Here is a 15,290-nt window from a genome sequence, read left to right on the forward strand (position 1 = left end):
GCCCCTGGGGTGGGCCTCCGGGGGCGGTTCGCGGTGGTGTGTGTGGTTCCCCGGGGCCCCGGGTGGGCTGTCGTCAGGGGATGTCGTGGGGTACGGGGGTGGCCTGGTGGTAGTACATGCGCCAGCCCGTGTGCTCGTCCTTCTTGCGCCACAGGGAGCTGCGGCGGGCCCGTCGGCCGGCGAAGCGGGTCTCGTAGGTGAGGTGGACCAGGCCGGGGGCCAGGAGGGTGCCGGTGATCTCCGCCGGTTCGTCACGGGGGCCGGCCGGGGAGCTGCCGGGGTGGTCGGGGAGCCCGACCACCGTCTCGGCGTACGTGTAGCGGCGGCCGGAGGCGCCCACCTCGGTGAACTCGGGGTCGAGCAGGCGTGCGGCCTCGGTGCGGGAGGAGCGGACGGCGGGGTCCATGAGGCTCAGTTCGCCGGCGATGGCCGCGGCGACGTCGTCCGGTTCCTGGGTCACCCGCACATGATCGCGGGTGACCCGGCCCCTCCCGCGACCGGATCGCGCCATCAGCCCGTGGCGTCCACCAGGGCCAGCTCGTGGAGGCGGTCCGGCGGGCCGGGACGGGCGTAGTACCAGCCCTGGGCCGTGTCGCAGCCCAGTACGCGCAGCTGCTCGGCCTGGGCGCCGGTCTCCACGCCCTCGACCGTGACCGTGAGGTCCAGGCTGTGGGCGAGCGAGACGATCCCCTCGACGATCTTGAGGTCGACGGGGTCGGCGGGGAACTGCTGCATGCTCTGGGTAAAGGAGCGGTCCAGTTTGAGGACGCTCACCGGCAGCCTGCGCAGGTTGGCCAGGTTGGAGTAACCGGTCCCGAAGTCGTCCAGCGCGATGTCGACGCCCATCTCGGCGAGCCGGCGCAGCGGCTTGAGGAGGTCGTCGTCCGCGCCGATCAGGGCCGACTCGGTGACCTCCAGGCAGAGCGCCTCCGGCGTCACGCCCGCGCGTTCCAGGATGTCGACGGTGTCCTGCACCAGCCCGGGGTGGGTGAGCTGGCACGGCGAGAGGTTGACGTTGACGCGCAGCGGGCCGGGGTCGCCGCTGTGCCGCCACCAGTCGCGGGCCTGGCGCACCGACTGCTCCAGGACCCAGCGGCCGAGCGGCACGATCAGCCCGGTGTGCTCGGCGAGCGGGATGAACCGGTCGGGGCCGAGCACCCCGTGCTGCGGGTGCAGCCAGCGCACCAGGGCCTCCGCGCCGCGCACGCTGCCGTCGCCGAGGTGGACGAGCGGCTGGTACTCGATGAAGAACTCGCCCCGTTCCAGCGCCGCCGGCAGGGCCGTCGTCAGACCGTGCCGGGTGATCGCGCGGGCGTCGGCCTCGGGGTCGGCCAGCTCGAAGCGGTTGCCGCCGGCCGACTTGGCGCGGTACATGGTGATGTCGGCGCTGCGCAGCACCTCCGCCGGGCCGCGCTCCCCCGCCGGGCCCTCCACGATGCCGATGCTGCCGCGCACGGTCAGCTCCCGGCCCTCGATGCGCACGGGCGCGACCAGGGCGTTCATGATGCGCGTGGCGAGGTCGTCGACCTCGCGGTGGGTGTCGGGGCCGGTGGTCAGCGCCACGAACTCGTCGCCGCCGAGCCGGGCGACCATCTCGCCGGGCGCGGTGGCGCAGGCCTGGAGCCGGTCGGCGACCTCGACGAGCAGCCGGTCGCCGGCCGCGTGCCCGAGGCTGTCGTTGATGGTCTTGAAGCCGTCCAGGTCCAGGTAGCACAGGCCGAAGCGCTGGCCCTCCCCGGCGGCCAGGACCTTCTCCAGGCGTTCGAAGAACAGGGTGCGGTTGGGCAGCCCGGTGAGCGCGTCGTGGGTGGCCTCGTAGCGCAGCCGCAGGTTGAGCAGCCGGCGCTCGGTGGTGTCCTCCATCAGCGCCAGCTGGTACTGCGGCCGCCCGTCGGCGTCGCGCAGCAGCGAGACCGTCAGGTTGGTCCACAGGACCGTTCCGTCGGGGCGGTAGAAGGCCTTCTCGACGTGGTAGTGCTCGCGTTCGCCGCGCACCAGTTCCTCGTAGAGCCGCCAGACCTGGGGGGCGTCGTCGGCGTGCGTCCACTCGCTGACGTTGCGTCCGCGCACCGCCTGCTCGCCACCGCCGAACATGCGCACCAGGGCGCCGTTGACCTCGAGGATGTTGCCCTCCAGGTCGGCGATGCCGATCCCTATCGCGGCGCCCTCGAAGACCGCGCGGAAGCGGGCCTCGCTGGCGTGCAGCGCCTGCGCGACCACCCCCTGGGCCCGCAGCGCGGCCTGCGCGATGGCCTCCTGTTCGGCCAGCGTGCGCTCACGCAGCGCCTGCGCGAAGCCGGCGGCCATGGCGTGCTGGAGCCGGGAACAGCGGGTGCGCAGGTCCTCCTGGGGACCGTCCGCGCCGCAGTAGAGCACCAGGTAGGCGTCGATGCAGTCCAGGCTGTGGGCGAGGGCCTCGGGGTCGGTGCAGTGGGCGTCGACGAGGTCGGCCCCGACCGTCCTGGCCGCCTCCGCGTCGAAGTTCCTGGCGCGCAGCGCCTCGCTCAGCCGCCGGGCCAGCGGCAGCAGTCGCTCCTCGAACTCCGGCCGGGTCAGCGACGTGGAGGTGACCGGGAAGACCGCCCGGCTCCAGATCGTCGCGAACCGCCGCAGTCTGTCCTCCGGCCCGTCCGGCTCGGCGGTCACGAAGTGCGCCCCACGCCCGCGAAACCGGAGAAGGCGTACGGGTCCTCGTCCTCCGGCGCCGTCTCCGGCCGCCAGTGCGGCATCGGCACCAGTCCCGGCTCCACCATGTCGTACCCCTCGAAGAACCGCGCGATCTCGTCACGCGAGCGCATGACCAGCGGGTTGCGAATGTCCTTGTACACGTCCACCGCGCCCTCGGCCCGCCCCTGCGGCAGGGGGATCCCCTCGTACGAGGCGTGCGTGAGGACGAGCAGGCTGCCGGGCGCGAGCGCGGCGCTCAGCTCGGCGACCGCGGCGTACGGGTCGTCGGTGTCTTCCACGAAGTGCAGTATGGCAACCAGCAGCAGCGCCACGGGCCGCTCCAGGTCGATCAGTTGCTCCACCTGGGGGCTGGTGAGGATCTCCCGCGGCTTGAGCAGGTCGGCGGCGACGACGCCGGCGTCCGGGTTCTCCCCCAGCACCGCCTGGCTGTGCGCGACGGCGACCGGGTCGTGGTCGACGTAGACGACGCGGGCGCCGGGACGGGCCGCCTGGGCCACCTCGTGGACGTTGCCGAAGGTGGGGATGCCGGAACCGACGTCCAGGAACTGCGTGATGCCCGAGTCGGCCGCGTAGCGCACCGCGCGGCGCATGAAGGCCCGGTTCGCCTGCATGATCTTGGGGAGTCCCGGCATGAACTCCATGGCCCTGCGGGCCGCTTCCCGGTCGACCTCGAAGTTGTGCGAACCGCCCAGGTAGTAGTCGTAGATCCGCGAGACACTGGGCACGGAGATGTCGATGCTCCGTGGGGCCCAGGCGGGACGATCCATCTATCTCTCCAAGGCGTAGGCGATCCGGTGTTCGAGCAGAGGCTACTGATCGCCCGCCAACAGGGCGAGCCGAAACGGAAATTGACCGTCCGTTCCCGGTCACTGCCTGCGGCACGTGCCGAAATGACATACCCGGATGTGCTCACGAAAAGTGCCCGGTGTGCTCCGGAGTGTTCCCGAGCCGTTCGAACACGGCGATGTCACCCGCACACGGCGGGTGGGGGGAAGTGCCGCCCGCAGCACAGGGGTCCGCCCCCTCCGTGCGGCACGGAGGGGGCGGACCGGGGTCGTACGGGTCGTCGCCGGAGCGGGATCGCCCCTGCGGCGGGTGATCCCTACTGCTTCGGCGCGCCGACCAGCTTGCCGTCGGGGGCCACGGCGTACCAGGTGCCGCCGACGCCCTGGCCGTTGATGTCCCCGGGGGACTTGTCGCCGGAGAAGGTGTAGATCGGCGAGCAGTTGACCGTCATCTGCTTGACGCCGTCGGGCCGGGTGAAGCTCATCAGGCCCTTCTTCTGCACGCCCTCGGTGTCGTCGGTGGCGACCGGGGCGACGGCCGGCCACTTCTCGAGGCAGGCGCCCAGGCACGCGGTCACCGGCTTCGGCCACGCCTTGTCCTTGACGAAGCGGTAGACCGTCATGCCGTTCTTGTCGACGACGATGTCGCCGAGGTTGGGGTCCTTGCGCACGGACAGACCGGGCGCGGCGGCGGAGCCGGAGCCGGAGGCCGACTTGGCCTTCTTGCCGTCGGGGGCCAGCGCGAACCACTTGCCGTTGACGCCCTGGCCGTTGGTGTCACCGGCGTTGGTGTCCTTGGCGTAGCGGTACACCGGCCAGCCGTCGACGGTCAGCTGCTTGCTGCCGTCGGAGCGGGTGACCTCGCCGAGCAGCGACTTGTCGACGCCGTCGCCGGCGGTGGCGTCGTCGGCCGGCACGGGCGGCCAGGTCGTCGCGCAGTCGCCGTCGCAGCTGGACCGGGGCGGTTCCGCGGTGTCCGCGTCGAAGCGGTACAGCGTCATGCCGGCGGCGTCGATCAGCACCTTGCCCAGCTCGGCGTTGGCGGAGACGGCGAGCTGGCCCGCCGTCTCCGCCTGCGCGCCGCCCGCGGCGGCCGGGGCACTCGCACTGGGGCTGGTGCCCGCGCCGACGCTTCCGTAGCCGGTGCCCACGCCCGCGACGGTGCCCGCCGGGGCCGTGACGCCCACGTTCTGGCTGGACGCCGCGCTACCGCTTTCCTGACCGCACGCCGTCGTCAGCGCCAGAACAGCCACAGCGCTCGCCACGAGTGAGGCGCTCCGCCAGGAGGTCTTCATCTTCAACTCCCCGATCATCCCGAACGTGTTGCCGCGCCCTGCTGCGCCGCCGCACGGCCATGGGTACGCACGGCGGGGGGCCTCGTGTTCAAAGACGGCACGAAATTCTTTTCGCCGCCCGTGCCGCCGCCCGTGCCGCCGGCCGTCCCGGGCCGTCCCCTCGGCACGGGCGCACGCGGTCCGTCCGCGGCGGCGCGGCCCCGGTCGGTCCACCTGCGGGTGCGACCGCGGGTGCGACCGCGGGTGCGACCGCGGGTGCGACCGTGAACGAGCAAGCGCGGCGGGCCCGCACGCGGAGGCGGGCACCGTTCGCCCGCGCACCGTTCGTCCACGCGCCACCGCCCGCGATCCACTCGCATGTGCGTGCGCGCGGCCGGACGTGCGAGCGCACCCGGGGCACGCCCGACGCGACGGGATTCCCCCGTTCGGGGCAATCGCCCCGCACGCCGGCGTGTACCCGCGCGTGAAGCCCCATGATCTCGTCGTGCATGGATCCGAACCGACCCGATCCGCCCTGCTGACCAGGGCGTCGGCCCTGGTGGCCGTGGCCTGGATCCTCATGGCCGCACCGGCCGGGACGGCCGTGGCCGACGCCTGCGCGTACGCCTCGACGGGCCCGGACGGCATCGAGGCGGTGGCGGTCGCGGGGAACCTCGGGTGGCCGGCCCCGCCGGGGTGGCCGGCCCCGCCGGGGTGCCCGACACCGACACCACCGGAACCCGAGCCCCCGCCACCGCCGGGACCGACACCGCCCCCTCCCCAACCGACACCGCCACCGGGGCCCGCACCGGAACCGCCCCCCGAGCCGGCACCGGAACCCACGCCGCCGGCCCCACCGCCCCGGGCCCGGCCCGAGCCTCCGCGGCCCGCACCCCCGAAGCCCGCGGCCCCCCTCCCGCCGCCGCCCTCCGCGCCGAAGCCCCGTCCGGAGCCCACGCCCACGCCCCCACCGCCGCCCGCGCCCGCCCCGCGGCCGTCCGCGTCGCCGCCCATGACGTACCCGGTCCACCGCACACCACCACGCCGGGCACCGGTCCGGCACCACCAGTCGCCGGTCACCTACGTCCTGCTCATCACCGCGCCCGCGGTCATCGCCGTCGCCGCGCTGCGGCCCCGCTGACGCCCCTCCAGGAGGCATCTCTTGCCGGAATGGCTTGTTCTCATCCTCGCGATGCTCGCCGCGTGCGTGGTGGTGATCGCCGTCACCTTCGTCCGGCACCGCACGGTGTCCGACGACGAGGACCCGTCCGAGACCCCGGACGTCATCGAGTACATGACGATGTGGATCGGCGTGGTGTACGCCATCGTCCTGGGCCTGGCGATCGCCGGCGTCTGGGAGGCCCGCAGCGTCGCCCAGGACCACGTCCAGGCGGAGGCGCAGTCGCTGCACGAGATCTCGGAACGGGTCCGGGTGTACCCGCCCGACGTCCGGGACCGCATCCGCGGGGACGTCGACGCCTACGTCGGCCACGTCGTCACCACCGAGTGGAAGGTCATGGCCGACAAGGGAGAGGTGACCGAGCGGGGGGACGAACTCCTCGAACGGCTCCGCGTCGACCTCACCGACCACCGGCCCGCCTCGGACTTCGAGGCCCAGGCCTACCAGCCGCTCCTCGACCAGCTGGCCGCCGCCGACCAGGCCCGCGACAACCGGGCCGGCTCGACCGGGACGACCATGCCCGGCGTGGTCTGGTTCGGGCTGATCACCGGCGCCGTCGTCACCGTCGGCATGGTCTTCGCGCTCCAGATCCGCCGCACCACCCGGGAACTCGTCCTGGCGGGGCTGTTCTCCGCGCTGATCGCCTTCCTGCTGTTCCTCATCTGGGACTTCGACGCGCCCTACAGCCGGGGCATCGCGGCGTCGGCCGAGCCCTTCCTCCGTCTCTTCCCCGACGCCAAGGGCTAGGTGCGCCGGCCACGAGCCCGGGCCGGTCCCCTCCGGTCCCGTCCGGTCCGGTCCGGACGAGGGGCCCCGACCGCACCGACCGCACCGACCGCACCGACCGGGGCGACGGTGGACGACACGCCGGTTCCGTCCCCCGGTCGCGGGACGCGTGTCCTCCGTACGGCCCATTCGTTTGACCCGTTCGCGTGACAGGGATCGCGGGAGCGGACCCTCGTTCCTAGCGTTTCGGTCATCGAGGCGCATGCGACGAGACGCGCGGAGAAGAACCGCGGCTGCTCCTCGGAGACCGGAGGAAACACCATGCACGCGATACGCGCCGCCTCGGCCGCACTGCTGTGCCTCGGCACCCTGGCCCTCCCCGCGCCGTCCGCCGTCGCCGCCGACGGCGACGGCACCGCCCCGTTCGGCTTCAGCGTGCTGCCGTCGACGATCGTGGCGGGCGGCCGGGTCACCCTCCGGATCGACCGGGGCGACGGCGGCTGCAAAGGCGACGTCACCATCGCCTCGGGGATCTTCGCCTCGGTGCGCATCGCCGCGCACCGCTCCTCGGCCACCACGACGGTCGATGCCGACGTCAAGGCGGGCGCGGTGCACCGGGTGACGTTCATGTGCGACGGCGTCAGCGCTTCCACCGGACTGACCGTCGCCGACGCCCGTCCGGCCACCCCCACTCCGGTGCCCGACGCGGTCCCGCGCGCCGTGCGGGCCGGTGCGGGCGGGACCGTCGCCGGGTTCGACCTGCGGGAGGTCGGGCTCGGCGCGGCGCTCGTCGCGGGGTCGGTCGGTGCCGCGTACCGCTTCTCGCGCCGGCGGACGGGCGAGGACGGCGGCGCCTGACGGCACTCGGGCGGGCATCCGGGCGTCGGGCCCCCGCCCCGGTTCCCGGAAGGGAAGGGGCGAAGGCCCGTGACGTGCGGTGGCCGTGCGCCGGAGGGGCCGCGGGGGGGTCAGGCGCGGCGTTCCGCGCGTCGGCGCATCCAGAACACGCCGCCGCCGACGGCCGCCGCGGCCACCAGCCCGCCGCCGATGGCCATGTCGGTCGGGGTGGCGCCGCTGGAGCTGCTGCCGCCGAGACCGCCGCGGACGCCGCCCATGACGGTGAAGGCGGTGGGGTTGGTGAGGGTACGGCCGTTGCAGTTGACGGTGATGCTGTGCGAGCCGGGGCGCGCGTTGCCGTTGACCGTCGCGGTGCCCCGCGCCGTGTGGTGGGCGCCGTTGAGGGGCCGGAGGTGGGTCGTCCGGAAGGCGTCCGAACTCATGGTGCCGCCGCCCCGGCAACCGTCGACGGTGACGGTCAGCTGACCGCCGCGGGGGACGACGCGGGGGTGGGCGACGATGTTGCTCGGGAAGATTCCCCCGTTGCCGCCGTGTCCCCCGTGTCCCCCGTTGCCCCCACCGCCACCCTCGTTGTTCCCCCCGTTCCCCCCGTTCCCCCCGTTTCCACCGTTGCCTCCGTTACCTCCGTTGTTCCCCCCGTGTCCCCCGTTGCCCCCGCCACCACCGCCGTTGTTACCCCCGTTGCCCCCACCGCCTCCGCCGTTGTTCCCCCCGTTTCCACCATTGCCTCCGCCGTTCCCCTCGTTACCGCCGTCGTTTCCCCCATTGCCGTTGTTGCCGTTGTTGCCGTTGTTCCCGTCGTTGCCGAACCAGTTGCCGTCTCCCGAGTAGCCTCCGCCGTTGTTGTTTCCGGCGTCGACCCAGGAGTTGTCGTTCTGGCTGCCCGGGTTGGGCGGCATACCGTCCGCGACGGCCACGGGGGCGGCGAGCCCGAGGACGGCGACCGCTGTGGCCGCGGCCGCCAGGGCGCGTGAGTTTCGCATGTGATCCTCCGCGGAAGGCGCCCCGGGGCCCGTCCCCGGTCTGTCGGCGAGAGAACGCCTCCCGGATCGACCCTCAGATGCCGCGCACGGGCCCGCATTTCGGGAATGGTCCGTCCTGGTGAGAGGACACGCCGAGGGAAATGCACGCAATCGGATATCGCCGCAGGTCATGGACCGTCAGAAATTTCCTGTGCGCGGCAACTCGGATGGCGGACCGCAGGACGCACGGGCCACCCGTTCGCCGCCGCCCCGTCGCCGGTTGCCGTTGCGGGACTTAGCGTTCTCGTATGCGCGAAAGGACGTGGCGACGGCCGCGTCGAAAGGGGATGGCGAATGTCTGGGTACGAGCTGTCCGGAATGGCGGAAGAGGAGGAGCGACCGAAGAAGCGCGCTCCTTGGGGCGTCATAGCGCTTGTCCTGCTGACCGGGCTCGCGCTCATCCGGAACGGTTCGGGGGAGTTCGACGCGGGCCCGCCGCAGCCCGCCTCCGCGGCGGCCGCCGACACCCGTGCGGCCGAGGACACCTTCGGGAAGACCGTCCAAGCCCTGCCGTTCGCGGAGCCCGACCGGGTCCGGATCCCCGCCATCCGGGTCGACGCCCCGGTCATGCAGGTCGGCCTGGACACGGACGGCTGGGTCGGCGCGCCGCCCCCGGAGGACCCGAATCTGGCCGGCTGGTTCACCGGTGCCGTCTCCCCCGGTGAGAAGGGGACCGCGGTCGTCGTCGGCCATGTCGACAACCTGCAGGGGCCGGCCGTGTTCTACGGCCTGGGTGCCCTGAAGAAGGGGAACCACGTCGAGGTGTCCCGCCGGGACGGGAAGACCGCGGTGTTCGAGATCTACGGCGTCGAGGTCTTCGAGAAGAACAACTTCCCCGGCGACCGCGTCTACGCCTCCAAGGGCGCCCCCGAGCTCCGGGTGATCACCTGCGGTGGCGGTTTCTCCAAGGCGAACGGCTACGACGGCAACGTGGTCGCCTTCGCCCGCCTGGTAGGGGTCAGCTGAACGGACCACCGGGGACGGGGTGCCCGCCCAGCGGGACGTCAGCGGGCCGGGCGAGCGCCGGGCACGGGTGCCGCCGTGCGGGATCGGGCCGAAGCCGTCGTACTTCTCGGCGTCGAGGCGCCGAAGCGCCGGGCCCGGTGGAGTCCCGCGCGCATCGCCACCCGCCGGGAGCCCCCGCTCGCCGGGCGGACGCACGCGACGAGCGGAACGTCGGGCAGTTCCCGGGAGGCCCGGTCGGTGACGGCGGTGACGGCGGTGACGGCGGAAGCGGCTTCACCGGCGAAGCCCCCGACACCGGCCCCGACCCCAGCCCCGGCCCGGCCCGGCCCGGCCCGGCCCGGCCCGGCCGGCACGAAGCGACGATCGCGGGACGGCTCTCGGGGCTCGCGGGAGAACACCGTGCGGGCGGGCAACGCTCCGGCCTGGGAAGCCACGTCGCAACACCCGCAGGTCGGTTTCCGGGCAGGTCCTCAGACGCGCTGCCGCCGCGGCACCGTGACGTGATAGCCGGAGTCGAGGAGCTGGGGCAGGTAGCGGCGCAGGGCGTGCACGCTCTGCGAGCGGTCGCCGCCCGCGTCGTGCGAGAGGACGACGACGCCGGGGGCGGCGCCGTCCTCGACCCGGTCGACGATGATGCCGGTGCCCGGGGTGGTCCAGTCCAGGGTGTCCACCGTCCAGGCCAGGGGCTCCATGCCGAGTTCGGAGCCCAGTTGGAAGGCGGCGCGGTTCCAGGCGCCGTAGGGGGCGCGGAACCAGTGGGGCCGCTCTCCGTAGGTGTTCTCGATGACCTCGCTGGTGCGGCTCATCTCGGAGTGGATCTGGCGGCGCGTCATCTTCGTGAGCAGGGGGTGGGACCAGGTGTGGTTGCCGACGGTGTGTCCCTCGTCGGCCATCCGGGTCAGCAGGTGGGGGTGGTCGGCGGCCATCTCCCCGCACACGAAGAACATCGCGCGCACGTCGTACTCGGCCAGGGTGTCGAGGATGCCCGGGGTGTAGCGGGGGTCGGGGCCGTCGTCGAAGGTGAGCACCATGGTGCGGCCGCGGCCGGTGATCCGCAGCAGCGGCTCGCGCCGCACGGGGGTGCGGATCGTGGTGCGCGGAGGGCCGTAGCCGGTCCACGGCTGGAGGCGGTAGGCGGAGGGTCCCGTCGGGAGGCGGTAGGCGGGGGCACCGGCCGCCGGGGCACCGGTGCGGGCCGGTGCCCCCGCGCCCGTCCCCCACGCGAACAGAGAGGCCGTGCCGACCGCGCCGACGGTGGCGGCACCGGCGAGCAACGCCCCGCGCCGCGTGAACAACTGATCCTTCTGCATGTCTCATCACTCGCCCGGCCGGACCCCGGCGCACCACGACGGCACCGGCCCGGCGGCATGAATCCACCCGCTCGGCGCAGCACGCCGGCCACCCCGTCGCCACCGGCCGGACCAGCGGCGACGCGAGTCCGCGCCCCGGCCGGCCAGGGGCGGTGGCGTCGGTGCGCGACCGGCGGCGGGCACGACCTGCGGCAGGCGCGAACGGTGACGGGCACGATCGGTTGCGGGGCGGCCCGGCGGCGGGGCCACTACGGGCGGGCCGGGGCACACGTCATGGACCTCATGAAGGCCGAGGGCTCCCGGCTCCCGGCTCCCGAGACCGTCTCCCCGGCCGGGAGAGCCGCTCGCGGGCGGCCGTGCCGGACCGGCCGGGGTCGTCCCTGTCAGGGCGCCCGCGGTCGCGGCCGCGGGAGGGGCCGGGCCCGCGCGGCGGTGGGACCTGCGGGTTCCGATAGCCTCTCGTCGTGACGGAACAGCACCCCTCCCCGTTCGAACGGGGCACGGACGGCCCGAAGGTCGTCCTCGTCGGCGTGGACGGCTCTGATCCCTCGATGCGCGCCGCGGCCTACGCCGCCGGGCTGGCCCGGCGCCAGAACGCCCTGCTCGCCGTGGTGTACGTGCAGCCGGTGATGGCGGCGGGCGCCGCGCTCGGGGCGCCGGTCGCGGAGGCCACCGACGAGATCGCCCAGGACATCGTGGCGCAGATCCGGGAGGCCACCGAACGGACCCGGGGGATATTCGACGTGCGCTGGGAGTTCCACACCTTCCACGGCGACCCGTACAACGGGCTGGTGAAGGCCGCGGACCGGCTGAAGGCCGACGCGGTGGTGGTCGGCGCCTCCGAGCAGGCCGGTCACCGGATCGTGGGGTCGGTGGCGGTGCGGCTGGTGAAGGCGGGGCGCTGGCCGGTGACGGTGGTGCCGTAGGGGGTGTCGCGAAAGTCCCGCCTGCCCTTCGGGCGGACGACGCCGCTTTCGAAACACCCCGTGGCCGCCGCGCCCCCGCCCGTCCCTCTACTCCCCCGTCACCAGCCCGTCCTGTGCCGCTCCCCGGCTGAGCACGAGGTCGCGGACGCGGTCGCGGACGCCCCCCACGTCGGCGCCCTGGGCGAGGGCCTTGTCGAGGTCGACGACGCGGCCGGCGTCGAGGTCGAACAGCCCGGGGACGAAGGCGGCCCGCGTCACCTCCCAGCGGGCGCCGGGCCGGGCGGGCGGGGAGAAGGTGAAGCGGGCGACGCTGGACTGGTTGGCGCGCGGGTCGACGACGCCGGCGCGGTTCGGCGTCTCGCCGGCCACCTGGTCGCCGAGGCCGTAGACGACCCAGGTGCCGTTGACCTTCTCGTACGCCTGCGGGACGTGGGCGTGGCTGCCGAGGATCAGGTCGATGTCGGGGCGTGTGCCGGTGCGGGAGGCGGTGAGGGTCCTGGCGAGGGTGAGCTGCCGGTCGTCCGGGGCGTCCTGCCACTCCGTGCCCCAGTGCAGGGAGACGACGACCACGTCGGCGCCGGCCCGGCGGGCGCCGCGGGCATCGGCGACGATCTTGTTCTCGTCGATCAGGGAGAGCGCCCAGGGCTGTCCGTCGGGGAGCGGCCGGCCGTCGGTGTCGTAGGTGTAGGCGAGGTGGGCGACCTTCGCGGGGCCCGCGCTCAGGAGCGGGACGGCGGCGGCCTCGGCCTCGGAGCGGGCGGTGCCCGCGTGCCGCACGCCGGTGGCGTCGAGGGCGTCCAGGGTGCGGCGTACGCCGTCGGGGCCGTCGTCGAGGGCGTGGTCGGAGGCGGTGGAGCAGCCGTCGTAGCCGGTGGCGGCGAGGGCCGCGGCGAGCCGGGGCAGGGAGGCGGCGGCCGGGTCGGCGGCGACGCGGACGGCCTCCAGGTGGCAGAGCGCCAGGTCGGCGCCGGTGACGACGGGTTGGATCCCGGCGAACATCGGGCCGAAGTCGTATCCCGTGCCGCCGGCGTCGAAGCGGGCCCGGTCGACGACCGAGGCGTGCGGGACGATGTCGCCGGTGGCCACGAGGGTGAAGCCGCGGCTCGGCGAGGGGGCCGGGTGACCGGAGGCGGATTCGCGGTCGTGGGCCTGGCAGGCCGCGGCCGCCGCGAGGAGGGCCGTGAGGGCCAGGGCCACCTGGTGTCTGCGTGCGATCACTGGATCACTCCGTTGCACATGGATCGTCGTATTTACGCACGTATCACTACTAATCCATGTGCGGACCCGTACGGCCCCGGCGCTCCCGCCGCCGGGCCGGATGCGCGCGATCGGCGTAGCCCGGACCGTTCGTCGAACCGTTCGTCGACGCGATCGACCGTCCGCCGCAGACCCCTGTGCGCGCTCTGTCCCGAACCGGCGCCCTGGGGTGCCATACGCGCATGACCGCCGGAACCATCCTCACCGCCAGGACGACGACCGCCGAACACGAACTCGCCGCGCTCCAGCGTGAGCACGGCCGGCCGCTCTTCGCGCTGCTGCTGAGGCTGTGCGACGGCGACCGCCAGCGCGCCGAGGACCTCGTCCAGGAGACCCTGGTGCGCGCCTGGCAGCATCCCGAGGCCCTGCGCGCCGACGCCTTCGACTCCGTACGGCCCTGGCTGCTCACCGTCGGCCGGCGGCTCGCGATCGACGCGCGGCGGGCCCGGCAGGCGCGGCCGGCCGAGGTCGGGGACGCGGTGCTGGAGAACGCGCCGGTCTGCGGCGACCACGCCGACCGGGCCGCCGCGGCGCTCGACGTCCGCGAGGCCGTGAAGACGCTCACGCCGGAACACCGCGAGGTCCTGGTGCTGGTGTACTTCCGGGGGGCGAGTGTGGCGGAGGCCGCCGAAGCCCTCGGCATCCCGCCCGGCACCGTGAAGTCCCGCGCGTACTACGCGCTGCGCGCCCTGCGCCGGGTGCTTCCCGGTTACGCGCCCGACCTGGACTGAAACCCGCGGCCGGGTCAAGTCTCCGCAAAGTGCCTTGCCGTGGACCCCGGTTGAGTAATCGGGTGTCCTTATCCGTGTTCCGGAGGGAGCCCGGTCGCCGGTTCTCCGGCGCCGCACGGAGCGCACGCACCGGAGGAGGCGGGAAGGGATGCCGCACAGAGGTCATCAGAGCACGGACGGCACCGGCGGCGGGGAACTCACCGTCCCCATGGCCTGGTTGTACGCCGAGTACATCGCCGACGAACTGCTGCGGACCGGCGATCTCATGCCGCCGACGTCCTTCGAGTTCCGCGCCGGGCGTGACGCCCTGGCGCTGACCGTCTTCCTGTCCGACACCGACGGCGAACTGCCCGGGATCCGGGTGGTCACCCAGCTGGAGACGTGGCTCTCGCTCACCGCGTACGACCAGCCCTGGCAGGACTGGGTCGCCGGACGTATGTCGCAACTGACGGCGCGGGCCGCCGAGTCGGAGGGCCCCGACCCCGATCTGGAGCTGGCGTCGGCGGCCTGGCGCTGGCTGGAGGAGACCGAACTGCTCGCCCCAGACCTCGACGCGGTGCCCGGCGGCACACCGGCCGGCGAGGACGAGGGACCCAAGGTCTGGACACCCGCCTGGCAGCTCGGTCTGCCCCTCGGGCACCTCGCGATCCACCTTTTCTAGCTTTTCCGCATCCGGACCAATCCGCGGGCCGGACCGCTCCGAACGTCTGGGTCACGATTCGGTACGTGTCTTGAGTGATTCCGCCGCCTGGTCCGTACCGGTGGGAGCAAGGAGTAACCCCACTGGCACTCAACGGCGCGAGGTTTCGGCATGAGGTCCCTGGAGAGGCATCGCGACGTCGGCGCGTACGCGCTGGGCGTGCTGGACGAGGCGGAGGCCTTCCGTTTCGAGGACCACCTCATGGAGTGTCCTCGCTGCACGGCGGAGGTCACCGAGTTCGGCGCCACCACCCGGCAGCTGATGCTGTACCGCAGGGCGACGCCGCGCGCCGTGCACCCCTTCGCCGGCCCCGGCCCGCAGTTCCTCGACCGGCTCCTCCACGAGGTCGCCGCCCGGCGCCGGACCACCGGACGCCGGCTGCTGTACGCCGTGGCCGCGGCGGTCGTGGCCGCCGTCGCGGGGCCGGTGCTCGCCATGACGGCCGCCGCCGGCGACGGTGCGGAACCGGCGCGGGTCGTCGCGGCGACGGACCAGAAGTCGGGCGTGTGGGCGCAGGTGACGTCCGAGGACGAACTCTGGGGCAGCCAGGTCGAACTCGAGGTGAAGGACGCCGCGGGCCCGCGCGCCTGCCACCTGGTCGTCATCGGCCACGACGGCTCGGAGGAGATCGCCACCAGCTGGATGGTCCCCGACCACGACGCCCGCCCCAACACCGTGAAGGGCGGCGCGACCCTGCGGGCCGACGGCATCGCGCGCTACGAGGTACGCACGACGACCGGCGAGACCCTCGTCGTCCTCGAGCCCCGCTAGCAAGGCGGGCCGGGACCGATGTGCCGCCCCGCGCCCGAGCCGCCGGAGCGGCCGCCGCGGGTCCCGACCGCGAGCGCGACCGCCGCCGCGGCCTCC

14 protein-coding genes and 1 pseudogene are annotated in these 15,290 nt (G+C 73.8%); 8 read left to right on the forward strand and 7 right to left on the reverse strand.

What is annotated here, in order from left to right; translation table 11 throughout:
* Nucleotides 1-73: 73 nt before the first annotated feature.
* The 4 genes from ACF09K_RS18995 to ACF09K_RS19010 all read right to left on the reverse strand — a co-directional run bounded on the left by ACF09K_RS18995 (nucleotide 74) and on the right by ACF09K_RS19010 (nucleotide 4,768).
* The gene (locus tag ACF09K_RS18995; protein WP_392244943.1) at nucleotides 74-460 is read right to left on the reverse strand and encodes a DUF4440 domain-containing protein; all 387 of its coding nucleotides are present in this window, start codon (nucleotides 458-460) and stop codon (nucleotides 74-76) included.
* 50 nt (nucleotides 461-510) lie between these two features.
* Complete coding sequence (locus ACF09K_RS19000; RefSeq protein ID WP_392244945.1) at nucleotides 511-2,646, reverse strand: putative bifunctional diguanylate cyclase/phosphodiesterase; 2,136 nt, start codon at nucleotides 2,644-2,646, stop codon at nucleotides 511-513.
* Nucleotides 2,643-3,455, reverse strand: a complete 813-nt coding sequence (locus ACF09K_RS19005) for an SAM-dependent methyltransferase (protein ID WP_392244947.1) — start codon at nucleotides 3,453-3,455, stop codon at nucleotides 2,643-2,645. Before ACF09K_RS19005 ends, ACF09K_RS19000 begins: the two co-directional genes overlap by 4 nt.
* Nucleotides 3,456-3,790: 335 nt before the next feature.
* On the reverse strand, nucleotides 3,791-4,768 hold the full coding sequence (locus ACF09K_RS19010; protein WP_392245105.1) for an SCO0930 family lipoprotein: 978 nt from the start codon (nucleotides 4,766-4,768) through the stop codon (nucleotides 3,791-3,793).
* A gap of 991 nt (nucleotides 4,769-5,759) precedes the next feature.
* Between ACF09K_RS19010 and ACF09K_RS19015 the strand changes: the two genes are divergently transcribed.
* The 3 genes from ACF09K_RS19015 to ACF09K_RS19025 all read left to right on the forward strand — a co-directional run bounded on the left by ACF09K_RS19015 (nucleotide 5,760) and on the right by ACF09K_RS19025 (nucleotide 7,511).
* A complete protein-coding gene (locus ACF09K_RS19015) occupies nucleotides 5,760-5,888 on the forward strand; it encodes a hypothetical protein (protein WP_392244948.1) in 129 nt (42 codons plus the stop codon).
* Nucleotides 5,889-5,909: 21 nt separating this feature from the next.
* On the forward strand, nucleotides 5,910-6,674 hold the full coding sequence (locus ACF09K_RS19020; RefSeq protein WP_392244950.1) for a hypothetical protein: 765 nt from the start codon (nucleotides 5,910-5,912) through the stop codon (nucleotides 6,672-6,674).
* 300 nt (nucleotides 6,675-6,974) lie between these two features.
* Entirely contained in the window at nucleotides 6,975-7,511 is a 537-nt protein-coding gene (locus ACF09K_RS19025) for a hypothetical protein (RefSeq protein ID WP_392244951.1), read from the forward strand.
* A gap of 110 nt (nucleotides 7,512-7,621) precedes the next feature.
* Here the strand turns inward: ACF09K_RS19025 and ACF09K_RS19030 are convergent.
* A pseudogene (locus tag ACF09K_RS19030) lies at nucleotides 7,622-8,020 on the reverse strand (hypothetical protein); the annotation flags it as partial.
* Between the two features lie 807 nt (nucleotides 8,021-8,827).
* On the opposite strand from ACF09K_RS19030, the gene ACF09K_RS19035 reads away from it, so the two are divergent.
* Nucleotides 8,828-9,499 carry a class F sortase gene (locus ACF09K_RS19035; protein WP_392244953.1) on the forward strand — a complete coding sequence of 224 codons (672 nt, stop codon included), beginning with the start codon at nucleotides 8,828-8,830 and terminating at the stop codon, nucleotides 9,497-9,499.
* Between the two features lie 470 nt (nucleotides 9,500-9,969).
* Here ACF09K_RS19035 and ACF09K_RS19040 read toward each other — a convergent pair whose 3' ends face one another.
* Nucleotides 9,970-10,809, reverse strand: coding sequence for a polysaccharide deacetylase family protein (locus ACF09K_RS19040; protein ID WP_392244955.1), 840 nt, complete (start codon nucleotides 10,807-10,809; stop codon nucleotides 9,970-9,972).
* A gap of 464 nt (nucleotides 10,810-11,273) precedes the next feature.
* On the opposite strand from ACF09K_RS19040, the gene ACF09K_RS19045 reads away from it, so the two are divergent.
* Nucleotides 11,274-11,735: a universal stress protein gene (locus ACF09K_RS19045; protein ID WP_392244957.1), complete on the forward strand. Its 462-nt coding sequence runs from the start codon at nucleotides 11,274-11,276 to the stop codon at nucleotides 11,733-11,735.
* Between the two features lie 87 nt (nucleotides 11,736-11,822).
* On the opposite strand, the gene ACF09K_RS19050 is transcribed toward ACF09K_RS19045, so the two are convergent.
* A complete protein-coding gene (locus ACF09K_RS19050) occupies nucleotides 11,823-12,953 on the reverse strand; it encodes a CapA family protein (protein WP_392244959.1) in 1,131 nt (376 codons plus the stop codon).
* 221 nt (nucleotides 12,954-13,174) lie between these two features.
* Between ACF09K_RS19050 and ACF09K_RS19055 the strand changes: the two genes are divergently transcribed.
* The 3 genes from ACF09K_RS19055 (at nucleotide 13,175) to ACF09K_RS19065 (ending at nucleotide 15,194) form a co-directional block, all read left to right on the forward strand.
* Entirely contained in the window at nucleotides 13,175-13,723 is a 549-nt protein-coding gene (locus tag ACF09K_RS19055; RefSeq protein ID WP_392244960.1) for a sigma-70 family RNA polymerase sigma factor, read from the forward strand.
* Between the two features lie 148 nt (nucleotides 13,724-13,871).
* Nucleotides 13,872-14,384: a hypothetical protein gene (locus ACF09K_RS19060; protein WP_392244962.1), complete on the forward strand. Its 513-nt coding sequence runs from the start codon at nucleotides 13,872-13,874 to the stop codon at nucleotides 14,382-14,384.
* Nucleotides 14,385-14,534: 150 nt separating this feature from the next.
* The gene (locus ACF09K_RS19065) at nucleotides 14,535-15,194 is read left to right on the forward strand and encodes a zf-HC2 domain-containing protein (protein ID WP_392244964.1); all 660 of its coding nucleotides are present in this window, start codon (nucleotides 14,535-14,537) and stop codon (nucleotides 15,192-15,194) included.
* The last annotated feature ends 96 nt before the right edge of the window (nucleotides 15,195-15,290 follow it).

The organism is Streptomyces sp. NPDC014882, from assembly GCF_043081325.1.
Lineage (GTDB): Bacteria > Actinomycetota > Actinomycetes > Streptomycetales > Streptomycetaceae > Streptomyces.